Source organism: Streptomyces sp. C1-1 (assembly GCF_050214755.1).
GTDB lineage: Bacteria > Actinomycetota > Actinomycetes > Streptomycetales > Streptomycetaceae > Streptomyces.
Window position 1 is genome coordinate 5,738,539 of the sequence record NZ_CP189826.1, and the last position, 14,039, is coordinate 5,752,577.

The window sequence follows — 14,039 nt, forward strand, 5'->3', positions numbered from 1 at the left end:
GGGGCCGTACCCTGGAGGCATGACCTCCGCCCCTGCCCCCGAGCCGCGCGCCCCCAAGCCCGCGTTGATCTTCGACGACCCGCTGGACCAGCAGTCCTCGGATGACACGGACCGCGGCTGGGGCGACCGGCCCGCCACCGACAACGACAGCGCGGCCGACCTGAAGCGCTTCCTCGACGAGAAGCCGCCCCACCACCTCTGAGCCTCGCGGACAGCCGTCCGCCGGCCCCAGTGGGCCGCCGCCGCTACCGCCCGTCGGACCCGGCGCCACGCTGCGCGAGCAGAGCGTCGCGGATCTCCTTGAGCACCTCCAGCTCGGTCACCTCCATCACCTCGTGCGTGCCCTCCCTGGCCTTCTTGCGGGCCTCCTGCCGCGCCAGGTACTTCGACATCGGCAGCACCATCAGGAAGTAGACGACCGCCGCGGTGATCACGAAGGTGAGAGTGGCGCCGAGGACGGAGCCCCACATGATCGGGATGCCGCTCTTCACCGTGCCGTCCGCGTTCACATGGCACGGAGCCTGTACACACGAGGTGTAGTTGTCGAGATTCTTCGTCCCGATCGCCCCGACCACCGGGTTGATGATCCCCTTCACCAGCGAGTTCACGATGTTGGTGAAGGCGGCGCCGATGACCACCGCTACTGCCAGGTCGACGACGTTCCCGCGCATCAGGAAGGCCTTGAAGCCCTGCCAGACGCTCGGTTCCCTCTTCTCGATCACCTACGGGCCTCTTCTCGCATGCACAGGTTGAAGAACAAACAGCTCCGCAACCTACGTCAACACTCGGCGATCCTGTCCAATCAGGTAGCACCATCGAGAGACTTGACAGGAATTTCCGCAGGATTCGCACAGTGTGGCTCAGCACAGCGTCACCGCCAGGCGTGCCGTCGCGCCCGCTCCGGCGAGGCGCGCCGCGGTGGCCCGGGGAACCGAGAGCACGACCAACGCCCCGTTCGCGGCATCGTCGCCCAACGGCTCCGGAACCTGCGTCACTCGCGCCCCGCGCGCGATCACCCGGGCGTCGCCCCCGGTGGCCGTCTCCCGGGCGGCGATGACGTCCACCCGGTCACCGGGCCGCAGCAGTCGAACGGTGGCACCGTCGGCGATACGTACCGGCGCCGCCACCACCTCGACGGCACGGTGCTTTCGCAAGGGATCCGCCGCCGCATGCCCGCGTGCCTGCTCCGTGGCCCGCGGACCCGCCGCCACCAGCGCGGCCGCGGTCACGGCGAGGCCGGCCGCGACGGCCCGCCTGCGATGCCGTACAAGGCGTTGCAACTGGTACCGCCCGCCTCGCACCCGCACGGGGGCGAAGTGCGGCACCTCGCACGTGGCGGGTACGTCGGTTCCGGGCGGGCGCGAGGAGGAAGGGGAGGGGTAGGGGGCCGGAAGAGGAATGGACATGCGGGATCACCACCTGCGTCGGGGAATCGGCTTGCAGGCCCACGATGAGGCCTTGCGCCGATGCCCGCCGAGACCGGTGGACTACCGACGGGTTGTGGAAAACTCCCTCACCCGAACGTGAAGCTCCGCCGCTCCCGCCGCCTCCAACGCGTCTCCCCGCGCCTTTCCCCGCACCGCGTCACGGCAGCTCGAAGCCGGGATTCATGCCGCCCAGCGCCGTGGTGCACAGGCAGTCGCGGTCCTCGTTCGCGGGCAGGCCCGCCACCGCGTCGAACAACACGCCCCGCAGCCGGTCCACGTTCGCGGCGAAGACCTGCAGCACCTCGTCGTGCGAGACGCCTTCGCCGGTCTCCGCGCCCGCGTCGAGGTCGGTCACCAAGGTCATCGAGGTGTAGCAGAGCTCCAGTTCACGGGCGAGCGCCGCCTCCGGGTGGCCGGTCATGCCCACCACCGACCAGCCCTGGGCCTGGTGCCACAACGATTCGGCACGGGTCGAGAAGCGCGGCCCCTCGACCACGACCAGCGTGCCCCCGTCCACCGGTTCCCAGTCCCGGCCGCGGGCGGCCTTCAGCGCGGCCGCACGCCCGACGGGGCAGTAGGGGTCGGCGAGGGAGACGTGGACCACGTTCGGCACATCGCCACCGGGCAGCGGCATCCCGTCGAAGTACGTATTCGGCCGGGACTTCGTACGGTCGACCATCTGATCCGGCACGAGCAGCGTGCCCGGCCCATACTCGGGGCGCAGGCCGCCCACCGCGCACGGGCCCAGGACCTGGCGGACACCGACCGACCGAAGTGCCCACAGGTTGGCCCGGTAGTTGATCCGGTGCGGAGGCAGGTGGTGACCGCGGCCGTGGCGGGGCAGGAATGCCACCTGTCGTCCGGCGATCTCGCCGAGGAAGAGGGAGTCGCTGGGAGGCCCGTACGGGGTGTCCACCCGGACCTCGGTCACGTCCTCGAGGAACGAGTAGAAGCCCGAGCCGCCGATTACACCGATCTCTGCGTTCGCCATGGTCAGCACAGTATCCGGCGACGGCCCCGCGCGGAGAGGGGCTCCGGAAACACCGACGACCCCGCCGCCGTACGACGGCAGGGTCCTGTGCGCGTGTCCTACGCGGCGGAGCTGCTGCTCGAAGAGGTGTTCGTGCCCGAGGACTTCGAGTCCGAGGACGACGAAGACGGGGTAGAGGTGGACGTCGACGGCTTGGACGACGCCGGCGAGCTGCTCGACGAGGAGCCGCGGCTGTCGTTGCGGTAGAAGCCCGAGCCCTTGAAGACAATGCCGACCGCGGAGAACACCTTCTTCAGGCGGCCACCGCAGTTGGGGCACTCGGTCAGGGCGTCATCGGTGAACTTCTGCACCGCCTCGAGGCCCTCGCCGCACTCGGTGCACTGGTACTGGTAGGTGGGCACTGTCTTCCTCCTGGCACTCTCACTCAATGAGTGCTAACGAGGGTCCATAGTGACGTATTCCTGAGGATCAGTCCACCGTCATCGGCATGCGGTGACCGACGCCACGTGCCACGGTCCGGCTTCGGGGCCGTGCGACCAGCCGAGAACGCAGGGCCACCAGGGTCGCCAGGGCGAGGACCGTACCGGCCATCGGCACCAGGAAACCGGCACCGCCCCAGAACCGGTCCTCCAGCTGTCCGGCGATGGTCACGGCCGCGGCCTGGCCGAGCGCGACCGCACCGGTCAGCCAGGTGAACGCCTCGGTGCGGGCCCCGGCCGGCACCAGGCCCTCGACCAGCGTGTAGCCGGTGATCAGCGCGGGCGCGATGCACATGCCGACGAGTAGACCCAGACCGGCCAGGACGAGCACCGAGTGCGCGGCCCACAGTCCGGAGGCCGTCAGCGCGAGCGCGCCGTACCCGACGACGAGGCGCCGCTGCGGGGCCACCTTCCAGGCGACCGCGCCGCACACGATGCCGGAGAGCATGTTGCCCGCGGCGAAGACGCCGTACAGGACGCCGTTCAGCCCGGGCTCGCCGATCGACTCGCTGAACGCGGCCAGCGACACCTGCATGCCGCCGAAGACGGTACCGATGCCGAGGAACACCGCGATCAGGACGCGCACACCTGGGACACGCAGCGCGGAAGCGTGCTCCACGCGTGTGTGCCCGGCGGCGGTGACAGCGGGCTGGGTGCCCTTCTGCGCGGCGAACAGCAGACCACCGAGCAGGGTGAGCGCCGCTTCCGTGACCAGGCCCGCGGCCGGGGTGACGGCGGTGCACAGGGCGGTGGCCAGCAGCGGGCCGAAGACGAAGGTCAGCTCGTCCGTGACGGACTCGAAGGCGGCCGCGGTGGTCATCAGGGGCGTGCCCTGAAGCTTCACGCCCCAGCGGGCGCGCACCATGGGCCCGACCTGCGGCACCGAGGCGCCCGTGGGCACGGCCGCCGCGAACAGCGCCCACAGCGGCGCGTGGGCCAGCGCGAGCGCCGTCAGGGTCAGGCCCGACAGTGCGTGCAGCAGCACGCCGGGAACCAGAACGGTGCGCTGCCCGTAGCGGTCCGCCAGCCGGCCGCTGTAGGGCGCGAACAGCGCCATGGAGACACCGGTGACGGCGGCGGCGGCGCCCGCCGCGCCGTACGAGCCGGTGGTGTGCTGCACGAGCAGCACGATGGAGATGGTGAGCATCGCGAACGGCTGGCGCGCCGCGAAGCCGGGGAGCAGGAATGTCCAGGCGCCTCGGGTGCGCAGCAGCTGCCCGTATCCGGGGCGGGAGGAAGCCGGCGAGTCCTTCGACGGCTCGGTGGTGACCGCGGACGCCACGGCCCGTGCCTTTCTGCCGCCTGGTAGCGCGCCCGTGCGGGGGCGCCGAGAGCTGTCCTCTTGCGCGGACTGCGGTAGATGCCGGTGCCCGCCGTGGAGGGGCAGCCCGACCGCCATACGGTCGCGCCAGCTCTGCGTCAGGCAGAGTTGGTTCGATCTGAGTGCGCCTTCATCCTACAAGGGTCAACCAGCGGTGCGCCTGTGAAAGTGAGCACCATCAGCCGGGTTCACCTGGGATTGGCGGGGGTGTGAACCGTACGAAACGCGCCCTTAACGTCGCGCGAGCCGCGGCGCGAGCCGTGCGCGCCCCCTGTACGCGGCGGCCCCTGTACTCCGCGCCCCCCCCGCACTCGGCGCCCGTCACTCAGCGCCCCGCGCCCGCTCCGTTCGCGCCGAGCCACCCGGCCAGCTTGCCCCCGTGCCCGACGGCGCGCAGTCGCTTCTCCGCGGCGTCCCGGACCGGATCCGTGGCGACGACGAGGAGCTCGTCGCCCTTGCGCAGGACCGTCGTAGGTAGGGGAACAAACGATTTTCCGTCGCGCACGACGAGGGTGACGGCGGCGCCGGCGGGCAGGCGCAGCTCGTTGACCTCGACGCCGTGCATCTTCGAGCCCTCGGGGATGGCGACGGACAGCAGATGCCCGCGCAGCCGCTCCAGGGGCGCGGACTCGATGCCCAGGTCGGCGGCCTCGCCGCTCCCGCCCAGGCGTAGCTGGCGCGCGAGCCAGGGCAGCGTCGGGCCCTGGATCAGGGTGTAGACGACGACCAGCACGAAAACGATGTTGAAGATGCGGCGGCTGGCGTCGACGCCCTCCACCATCGGGATCGTCGCGAGGATGATGGGCACCGCGCCGCGCAGCCCGGCCCAGGACATCAGGGCCTGCTCCTGCCACGGCACCCGGAACGGCGTGAGGCACAACACCACGCTCAGGGGGCGCGCGACCATGGTGAGCACCAGGCCGATGACGAGCGCGGGCACCACGTCGTCGCCGAGTTCGTGCGGCGTGACCAGGAGGCCGAGCAGCACGAACATGCCGATCTGGGCGATCCAGCCGAGCCCGTCGGCGAAACCGCGGGTGGCGGGCCAGTGCGGCAGCTTGGCGTTGCCCATCACCATCGAGGCGAGGTAGACGCCCAGGAAGCCGCTGCCGTGCGCCAGCGCGCCGCCCGCGTACGCCGTGACGGCGATCGCCATGACGGCGATCGGATACAGGCCGGAGGCGGGCAGGGCCACGTGCCGCAGGCCCCAGGCGCCCAGCCAGCCCACCGCGATTCCGACGGCCGCGCCGATGGCCAGTTCGAGCGCTATCTCACCCACCAGCACGTACCAGTGCGCCACGGGCCCCGCCGTGGAGAAGGCCACCACCAGGATGACCACCGGGGCGTCGTTGAAGCCGGACTCGGCCTCCAAAGTGCCCGTCACGCGCGCGGGGAGGGGTATTTTCCGCAGCACCGAGAAGACCGCCGCCGCGTCCGTCGAGGAGACGACCGCCCCGACGATGAGCGCCTGCCGCCACTCCAGCCCGATCAGGTAGTGCGCCGCCGACGCCGTCACCCCGACGCTCACCCCGACCCCGGCCAGCGCGAGCGCGGAGGCGGCCGGCAGGGCCGGCCTGACCTCCTTCCACTTCGTGCCGAGACCGCCCTCGGCCAGGATCACCACGAGGGCGGCGTACCCGATGACCTGGGTCAGCTCGGCGTTGTCGAAGTGGATGTCGCCGATGCCGTCCTGGCCCATCAGGACCCCGATGCCCAGGTAGACGAGCAGGCTGGGGAGCCCGCTGCGCGAGGAGATCCGTACCGCTGCCACAGCGACGAGCAGGACGAGCGAGCAGACGAGCAGAAGCTGGTTGAGGTGGTGGACAGTCAGCGGCCGTTCCCTTCCACGGCTCACGCGCATCCCGCGCGGGAGCTCTCGTACATAGGACACGAAGTCGTGGAACTCCGCATCCAAGTACTTCGTTACCTTACCTAACTCTTGACGATTTCTTGACGCTCGCCGAGGCAAGATCGAACACCGGCCGGCTCTCGTTCCCGACTCCGCGTCAAGGGGCACAGGGCCCTGCGCCTATGGTTGCTCCAGCACTCCAGGACCGCCTGCCGCTCGCGTTAGGACAGCAAGGACAGCGATGCCCCCCAACATCACCGCCACAACGGGTGACAAGCCCGGCAAGTCCGGCAGGAAGAAGGGGCGAAAAGCCCGACTCGTCGTGCTGGTACTGGTCCTGGCCATCATCGGAGGCATCGCCTACGGGGCGTACTGGTCCATCAGTACGGTGCGCGCGTCCTTCCCGCAGACGAAGGGTTCGCTCACGCTCGACGGCCTGTCAGGGCCCGTCGACGTCAAGCGTGACGGCTACGGCATCCCGCAGATCTACGCCTCCTCCGACGAGGACCTGTTCATGGCACAGGGCTACGTCCAGGCGCAGGACCGGTTCTACGAGATGGACGTGCGCCGTCACATGACCTCCGGGCGTCTGTCGGAGATGTTCGGCAAGAGCCAGGTCAAGAACGACGAGTTCCTGCGCACCCTGGGCTGGGACCGCGTCGCCAAGAAGGAGTACGACACCAAGCTGTCGGCCTCGACCAAGAAGTACCTCCAGGCGTACGCCAAGGGAGTCAACGCCTACCTGCACGGCAAGGACGGCAAGGACATCTCCCTGGAGTACGCCGCCCTGGGCTTCACCAACGACTACAAGCCCACGGAGTGGACCCCGGTCGACTCGATCTCGTGGCTCAAGGCGATGGCCTGGGACCTGCGCGGCAACATGCAGGACGAGATCGACCGCGCCCTGATGACCAGCCGCCTCGGCCCCAAGCAGATCGCCGACCTGTACCCGGACTACCCGTACAGCCGCAACAAGGCGATCGTGCAGGAGGGGGAGTACAACTCGTTCACCAAGACGTTCGAGCAGAACGGCTCCACCTCCACCGGCGGAACCTCCACAAGCGGTTCTGCGGGCACGTCGTCGACGTCGGCGAGCTCGGCCCTGCAGAGCCAGCTTTCGGGCCTCTACAACGTCCTGGACGACGTTCCCACGGCCGTCGGCGTGAACGGCCAGGGCATCGGCTCCAACTCGTGGGTCGTCGCCGGGAGCCACACCATCACCGGCCACCCCCTCCTCGCCAACGACCCGCACCTGTCGGCCTCGCTGCCGTCCGTCTGGTACCAGATGGGCCTGCACTGCCGCACGGTCTCCAGCAAGTGCCAGTACGACGTCACCGGGTACACCTTCGCCGGCATGCCCGGCGTGGTCATAGGTCACAACCAGAACATCGCCTGGGGCATGACCAACTCCGGTGTCGACGTCACCGACCTGTACCTGGAGAAGATCAACGGCGACGGGTACCTCTACGACGGCACCGTCAAGCCCTTCAAGACCCGCGAGGAGACCATCAAGGTCGCCGGGGGCGCCTCCAAGAAGATCATCGTCCGCGAGACCGCCGACGGCATGCCCCTGCTGTCCGACCGCGACGACGAACTCGTGAAGGTCGGCAAGAAGGCCTCCGTCGACACCGCCGCGCCCGACCGCGGCGACGGCTACGGCATCGCCCTGCGCTGGACGGCACTCGACCCCGGCACCTCCATGGACGCCGTCTTCGCCATGGACAGGGCGTCGAACTGGAGCGACTTCCGTTCCGCCGCCACCCTGTTCGACGTGCCGTCGCAGAACCTGGTCTACGCCGACAAGACCAACATCGGCTACACGCTGCCCGGAAAGATCCCCACGCGCGCGAAGAAGGACGACGGCTCGATCCCCATGCCGGGCTGGAACTCCGACTACAAGTGGACCGGGTACATCCCGAAGGGCGCGCTGCCCTACGAGTTCAACCCGAAGCGCGGCTACATCGTCACCGCCAACCAGGCCGTGATCGACAAGGACAAGTACCCCTACACGCTCACCACCGACTGGGCTTACGGCACCCGCAGCCAGCGCATCAGCGACCTGATCGAGTCGAAGATCAAGGGTGGCGGCAAGGTCTCCACCGACGACATGCGGCAGATGCAGCTCGACAACAGCAGCGAGATCGCCAAGCTGCTCGTGCCCAAGCTGCTGAAGATCGACATCGGGGACAAGAGCGTCCGCGAGGCGCAGGAGCTCCTCGAGGGCTGGGACTACACCCAGGACGCCGACTCCGCGGCGGCCGCCTACTTCAACGCGGTCTGGCGCAACATCCTCAAGCTCGCCTTCGGCAACAAGCTGCCCAAGGAACTGCGCGTCAAGGGCCAGTGCCTGTGGGTCGACCCCGTCAACACCACCGGGCCCGCGGACGAGACGAACAAGGTCCGCGAGTGCGGCGAGCGCGACGCCGACCAGGCGCAGCCGGACGGCGGCGACCGCTGGTTCGAGGTCGTGCGCAACCTCATGAACGACCCCAAGAGCGACTGGTGGTCCACGCCCAAGTCCCTCACCCGGCCGGGGGCGAGCGACAACCGCGACGACCTGTTCAAGCGCGCGATGATCGACGCCCGCTGGGAGCTGACCGCCAAGCTCGGCAAGGACATCGACTCCTGGAGCTGGGGCCGGCTGCACCGTCTGTTCCTGAAGAATCAGACGCTCGGCACGGACGGTCCCGGTTTCGTGCAGCGCATCCTCAACCGCGGCCCCTGGAAGCTCAGCGGCGGCGAGGCGACGGTCAACGCCACCGGCTGGAACGCCGCGGGCGGCTACGGCGTCGTCTGGGTGCCGTCGATGCGCATGGTGGTCAACCTCGGCGACCTCGACAAATCGAAGTGGATCAACCTCACCGGCGCCTCCGGACACGCCTTCAGCGCCCACTACACCGATCAGACCGGCAAGTGGGCCAAGGGCGAACTCCTCGACTGGGACTTCTCGCAGAAGGCCGTCGACGACAACACCAGGGACACGCTGTTGCTGAAGCCGTGAGCCGTTGCCGGTAGAGCGCGGAGCGGAAAGGGGGTCCTTCACAGGCGTGAAGGACCCCCTTTCCGCGCATGGAGATCGCCGCGCGCTCCCCGCAGGTTCACGCGCCGCTGCGGAAGCGGCGCGCGCCCGACGGCGTCACCACCGCGTGCACAGGCCGGTCGTGCGCCTCCTCCGGTACGCGCTCGACGACCTCCGTGTCGTACAGCAGGACCACGAGCGCGGGGCGTGCGCCCGCGCGCTCCAGGCGGGCGAGCACGCGGTCGTACGACCCTCCGCCGCGCCCGAGCCGCATCCCGCGCGCGTCGACCGCGAGCCCCGGCAGCAGCACGACGTCCGCCTCGGTCACGGCGTCCGGCCCGAGCCGCGCCCCGGACGGCTCGAACAGCGCCATCTTCCCGCCGTGTTGGACGCGTGCGAGGGAGTGCTCGCCGGTGTACGCGCCCCAGTCCAGGTCGTTGTCGGGCAGGAGCGCCGGGAGCAGGACCCGCACGCCCCGCGCGCGCAGCGCGTCCAGCAGCGCGAGGGTGCCCGGTTCGGTGCCCACGGAGATGTACGCCGCCACGGTGCGCGCATGCGCCAGCTCGGGCAGTCCGAGAGCGCGTCCGGCCAGCGCCTCCGCGGCTTTCCGCACGTCATCCGCCGTCAACCTGTTCCTCACCGCGAGGAGCTCTCGCCGCAACATTCGCTTGTCAGGCTCGGCCGCACGTCCGTCGTGACTTGCGTCTGACACCGCGTATCCTTCCTAATGCGCTCATATGAGAGCCAATTAACCGGAGCCTCAGATTCCCTACCAAGGCACCGGATAGGGTTGCGGACATGACTCAGGCGCAACCCAGGATCACTAAGGCTGTCATCCCCGCAGCAGGTCTCGGCACCCGGTTCCTGCCGGCCACCAAGGCCACTCCCAAGGAGATGCTGCCGGTCGTCGACAAGCCGGCGATCCAGTACGTGGTCGAGGAGGCCGTGTCCGCCGGCCTCGACGACGTCCTCATGATCACAGGTCGCAACAAGCGCCCCCTCGAGGACCACTTCGACCGCAACTACGAACTCGAGTCCGCCCTGGAGAAGAAGGGTGACGGCGAACGGCTCGCGAAGGTCCAGGAGTCCAGCGACCTCGCCACCATGCACTACGTGCGCCAGGGCGACCCCAGGGGCCTGGGTCACGCCGTGCTGTGCGCCGCCCCGCACGTCGGCCACGAGCCCTTCGCCGTCCTGCTCGGCGACGACCTGATCGACCCGCGCGACCCGCTTCTCGCGCGCATGGTCGAGGTCCAGGAACAACGCGGCGGCAGCGTCATCGCGCTCATGGAGGTCGCCCCGGAGCAGATCCACCTGTACGGGTGCGCGGCCGTCGAGGCCACGGAGGACGGCGACGTCGTCCGGGTGACGGGAATGGTCGAGAAGCCCGACGCCTCCGACGCCCCGTCGAACTACGCGGTCATCGGACGCTACGTCCTCGACCCGCACATCTTCGACATACTGCGCAAGACCGAGCCGGGCCGGGGCGGCGAGATCCAGCTCACCGACGCCCTGCAGCAGCTCGCGCAGGACGAGAAGGTCGGCGGCCCGGTGCACGGCGTGGTCTTCAAGGGCCGTCGCTATGACACCGGGGACCGTGGCGACTATCTGCGTGCCATTGTCAGACTCGCGTGCGAACGTGAAGACCTGGGCCCGGACTTCCGGACCTGGCTTCGCAGTTACGTAGCCGAGGAGATGTAGGGATTTGAGCAGCGCCGCGACCCGCGCCACCGGCCCGGACCACCTGTGGTCGGTGGACGAACACCTGGAGGACATCCTCACGACCGTCCGCCCCCTGGAGCCCATCGAGCTGAACCTCCTGGACGCGCAGGGCTGCGTCCTGGTCGAGGACGTCACGGTGCCGGTGTCGCTGCCGCCGTTCGACAACAGCTCCATGGACGGGTACGCGGTGCGGGTCGCGGATGTCGCGGGCGCGAGCGAGGAGTTTCCCGCCGTCCTGGACGTCGTCGGGGACGTCGCGGCGGGCCAGGCCGACCTGCTCCACGTGGGACCCGGCCAGGCCGCCCGCATCATGACCGGCGCCCCGCTGCCGCCCGGGGCGGAGACGGTCGTGCCCGTCGAGTGGACCGACGGGGGCCTCGGCGAGGGCCCGGTGACCGGGATGCGCGCCCGTAGCCTGGCCCCCGAGGGTGCCGAGGGGCACGTGCACGTGTACCGGTCGGCCGAGGCACGCGCGCACGTGCGCGCCATGGGCAGCGACGTGAAGGCCGGGGACCGGGCCCTGGAGGCCGGCACCGTCCTCGGGCCGCCGCAGATCGGCCTGCTCGCCGCGATCGGGCGCGGCACGGTACGCGTGCGCCCACGCCCGCGCGTGGTCGTCCTCTCCACCGGCAGCGAACTCGTCCAGCCCGACGAGCAACTGGCCGGCGGCCAGATCTACGACTCCAACAGCTTCGCCCTCACCGCAGCCGCCCGCGACGCCGGTGCCATCGCCTACCGCGTGGGCGCGGTCGCCGACGACGCCGAGACCCTGCGCTCCACCATCGAGGACCAGCTCGTGCGCGCCGATCTCATGGTCACCACGGGAGGCGTCAGTGTCGGGGCGTACGACGTCGTCAAGGAAGCGCTGTCACACGTCGGGGACGAGGACGAGGCGGGCAGCGGCGTCGAGTTCCGCAAGCTGGCCATGCAGCCCGGGAAGCCCCAGGGCTTCGGTTCCGTCGGCCCCGAGCACACCCCGCTGCTCGCCCTCCCCGGCAACCCCGTCTCGTCGTACGTCTCCTTCGAGCTGTTCGTCCGTCCCGCGATCCGCACCCTGATGGGACTCGACGACGTCCACCGGCCCACGGCCCGCGCCACCCTCGCCGCCGACAACGCGCTGACCTCGCCGAAGGGCCGGCGACAGTTCCTGCGCGGGACGTACGCGGACGGCACCGTGACCCCGGTCGGCGGTGCCGGATCGCACCTGGTCGCGGCGCTCGCGCACGCCGACGCGCTGATCGTCGTCCCGGAGGACGTGGAGTCCGTCGAGCCCGGCAGCGAAGTCGAGGTCGTCCTGCTCGGCTGAGCCCACGCGCGCGTGCCGGACCATGGGGCAGTCCTGGTCCGTTGTTTGCGCCGACTTGGGGGTACCGTGTCGCGCACAACAGGCCCACGCGCCGCACCGCGAGGGGCCCGGACCGGGAGCGCCGCACAGCATGAGTACGCAGGACCGACTGACGCACATCGACGAGGCGGGCGCCGCCCGCATGGTCGACGTATCCGGCAAGGACGTGAGCGCGCGCACCGCGCGGGCCAGCGGACGCGTCCTCGTCTCCCCGCGCGTGGTCGAGCTGCTGCGCGGGGAGGGCATGCCCAAGGGTGACGCCCTCGCCACCGCGCGGATCGCGGGGATCATGGGCGCCAAGCGCACCCCGGACCTCATTCCGCTCTGTCACCCGTTGTCGGTGTCCGGTGTGAAACTGGATCTGTCGGTCGCGGACGACGCCGTGGAGATCGTGGCCACCGTGAAGACCACGGACCGCACGGGCGTCGAGATGGAGGCCCTCACCGCGGTCTCCGTCGCTGCGCTCACCGTGATCGACATGGTCAAGGCGGTCGACAAGGGAGCGGTCATCACGGACGTGCGCGTGGAGGAGAAGACGGGCGGCAAGTCGGGCGACTGGAGCCGGGCGTGAGCGCCGGGGTGCGCGCCGGGAACAGTGCGCCGTATCGCGCGCTGGTCGTGACCGCCTCCAACCGTGCCGCCGCCGGCATCTACGAGGACAAGGGCGGTCCACTGATCGCCGCGGGCCTCGAAGGCTTCGGCTTCGCCGTCGACGGCCCCCGGATCGTCCCCGACGGCGATCCGGTGGAGACCGCGCTGAGGGCCGGCGCCGAGGACGGGTACGACGTGATCGTGACCACCGGCGGTACCGGCATGTCGCCCACCGACCGCACGCCCGAGGCCACCCGCGCGGTCATCGACTACGAGGTGCCGGGCATCGCGGAGGCCGTCCGGGCGTTCGGGCGGGAGAAGGTGCCGACCGCCGCGCTCTCCCGCGGCCTGGCCGGAGTGGCCGGAGGGACACTGATCGTCAATCTGCCGGGTTCCACCGGCGGGGTGAAGGACGGGCTGGCCGTCCTTGAGCCCCTCCTGGTCCACGCCGTCGACCAGATCCGCGGCGGCGACCATCCCAGACCCGGCGCCACCAGTGGGGGTGCGAGCTGAACAGCCCATCCTGGCCCGTCGTGCTGGCGGACGGCGACATCGTCCTCCGGCCGATAAAGCTGCGCGACCAGCGGGCGTGGCGCGAGGTCAACCGGCGCAACCGCGACTGGCTGCGCCCCTGGGAAGCGACCATTCCGCCACCCACGCCCAGCGGGCCGATCGCGCACCGGCCGACCTACCGGCAGATGGTGAGGCATCTGCGGTCCGAGGCGAATTCGGGGCGGATGCTGCCGTTCGTCATCGAGTACCAGGGGCGGCTGGTCGGTCAGTTGACGGTCGCGGGAATCACCTGGGGATCGATGTGCTCGGGGCACATCGGCTACTGGGTGGACGAGTCGGTGGCCGGGCGCGGAGTGATGCCGACGTCCGTGGCGCTCGTCGTGGACCACTGTTTCCGCGCGGTTGGTCTGCACCGCATCGAGGTCTGCATTCGCCCCGAGAACGGGCCCAGCCGCCGGGTCGTGGAGAAACTCGGATTCCGGGAGGAGGGGCTCAGGCCGCGTTATCTCCACATCGACGGCGCCTGGCGCGACCACCTCGTCTTCGCGCTCACCGCGGAAGAGGTTCCGGACGGGTTGCTCAACCGTTGGCAGCGGGCACGATCCCAGCGAGCCTCGCACGACGCCCCGCGGGAGACCGCACGCGACCCGCAGAACACGCCGGGGAATCCCGCGTGGCCCTCGCATAGTCAAGAAAATTGAATAAGTGTTCGAAATTGATCGCTCCGCGACCGCCTCAAGACATTAATTTCGCCGACTCGGCGGGCCGCTGATCGCATCGGT

14 protein-coding genes are annotated in these 14,039 nt (G+C 70.0%); 7 read left to right on the forward strand and 7 right to left on the reverse strand.

Features of this window, described 5'->3' with window-relative positions:
• Positions 1–19: 19 nt before the first annotated feature.
• Entirely contained in the window at positions 20–202 is a 183-nt protein-coding gene (locus tag ACQF4J_RS26320) for a hypothetical protein (RefSeq protein ID WP_351581134.1), read from the forward strand.
• Positions 203–245: 43 nt separating this feature from the next.
• On the opposite strand, the gene mscL is transcribed toward ACQF4J_RS26320, so the two are convergent.
• The 6 genes from mscL to ACQF4J_RS26350 all read right to left on the reverse strand — a co-directional run bounded on the left by mscL (position 246) and on the right by ACQF4J_RS26350 (position 6,079).
• Positions 246–722: a large conductance mechanosensitive channel protein MscL gene (mscL, locus tag ACQF4J_RS26325; protein ID WP_427166908.1), complete on the reverse strand. Its 477-nt coding sequence runs from the start codon at positions 720–722 to the stop codon at positions 246–248.
• 138 nt (positions 723–860) lie between these two features.
• The gene (locus tag ACQF4J_RS26330; RefSeq protein WP_427166909.1) at positions 861–1,406 is read right to left on the reverse strand and encodes a hypothetical protein; all 546 of its coding nucleotides are present in this window, start codon (positions 1,404–1,406) and stop codon (positions 861–863) included.
• A 178-nt stretch (positions 1,407–1,584) separates the two neighbouring features.
• Positions 1,585–2,418, reverse strand: a complete 834-nt coding sequence (locus ACQF4J_RS26335) for an S-methyl-5'-thioadenosine phosphorylase (protein WP_351581140.1) — start codon at positions 2,416–2,418, stop codon at positions 1,585–1,587.
• A 98-nt stretch (positions 2,419–2,516) separates the two neighbouring features.
• Entirely contained in the window at positions 2,517–2,819 is a 303-nt protein-coding gene (locus ACQF4J_RS26340; RefSeq protein WP_079078103.1) for an FmdB family zinc ribbon protein, read from the reverse strand.
• 67 nt (positions 2,820–2,886) lie between these two features.
• Complete coding sequence (locus ACQF4J_RS26345; RefSeq protein ID WP_427166910.1) at positions 2,887–4,179, reverse strand: MFS transporter; 1,293 nt, start codon at positions 4,177–4,179, stop codon at positions 2,887–2,889.
• Between the two features lie 364 nt (positions 4,180–4,543).
• Entirely contained in the window at positions 4,544–6,079 is a 1,536-nt protein-coding gene (locus ACQF4J_RS26350) for a potassium/proton antiporter (RefSeq protein ID WP_351799206.1), read from the reverse strand.
• A 229-nt stretch (positions 6,080–6,308) separates the two neighbouring features.
• Here ACQF4J_RS26350 and ACQF4J_RS26355 point away from each other — a divergent pair, with 229 nt between their 5' ends.
• Positions 6,309–9,068 carry a penicillin acylase family protein gene (locus tag ACQF4J_RS26355; protein WP_427166911.1) on the forward strand — a complete coding sequence of 920 codons (2,760 nt, stop codon included), beginning with the start codon at positions 6,309–6,311 and terminating at the stop codon, positions 9,066–9,068.
• A 97-nt stretch (positions 9,069–9,165) separates the two neighbouring features.
• On the opposite strand, the gene ACQF4J_RS26360 is transcribed toward ACQF4J_RS26355, so the two are convergent.
• Entirely contained in the window at positions 9,166–9,750 is a 585-nt protein-coding gene (locus tag ACQF4J_RS26360; protein ID WP_427166912.1) for a 5-formyltetrahydrofolate cyclo-ligase, read from the reverse strand.
• A 134-nt stretch (positions 9,751–9,884) separates the two neighbouring features.
• Between ACQF4J_RS26360 and galU the strand changes: the two genes are divergently transcribed.
• The 5 genes from galU to ACQF4J_RS26385 all read left to right on the forward strand — a co-directional run bounded on the left by galU (position 9,885) and on the right by ACQF4J_RS26385 (position 13,958).
• The gene (gene galU / locus ACQF4J_RS26365; protein ID WP_351565008.1) at positions 9,885–10,787 is read left to right on the forward strand and encodes a UTP--glucose-1-phosphate uridylyltransferase GalU; all 903 of its coding nucleotides are present in this window, start codon (positions 9,885–9,887) and stop codon (positions 10,785–10,787) included.
• 4 nt (positions 10,788–10,791) lie between these two features.
• Entirely contained in the window at positions 10,792–12,114 is a 1,323-nt protein-coding gene (gene glp / locus ACQF4J_RS26370) for a molybdotransferase-like divisome protein Glp (protein WP_351565011.1), read from the forward strand.
• A gap of 130 nt (positions 12,115–12,244) precedes the next feature.
• On the forward strand, positions 12,245–12,724 hold the full coding sequence (moaC, locus tag ACQF4J_RS26375) for a cyclic pyranopterin monophosphate synthase MoaC (protein WP_351565014.1): 480 nt from the start codon (positions 12,245–12,247) through the stop codon (positions 12,722–12,724).
• The gene (locus ACQF4J_RS26380) at positions 12,709–13,257 is read left to right on the forward strand and encodes a MogA/MoaB family molybdenum cofactor biosynthesis protein (protein ID WP_427168619.1); all 549 of its coding nucleotides are present in this window, start codon (positions 12,709–12,711) and stop codon (positions 13,255–13,257) included. The genes moaC and ACQF4J_RS26380 overlap by 16 nt, the downstream gene beginning before the upstream one ends.
• Positions 13,258–13,277: 20 nt before the next feature.
• Positions 13,278–13,958, forward strand: coding sequence for a GNAT family N-acetyltransferase (locus tag ACQF4J_RS26385; protein ID WP_427166913.1), 681 nt, complete (start codon positions 13,278–13,280; stop codon positions 13,956–13,958).
• Positions 13,959–14,039 lie beyond the last annotated feature (81 nt).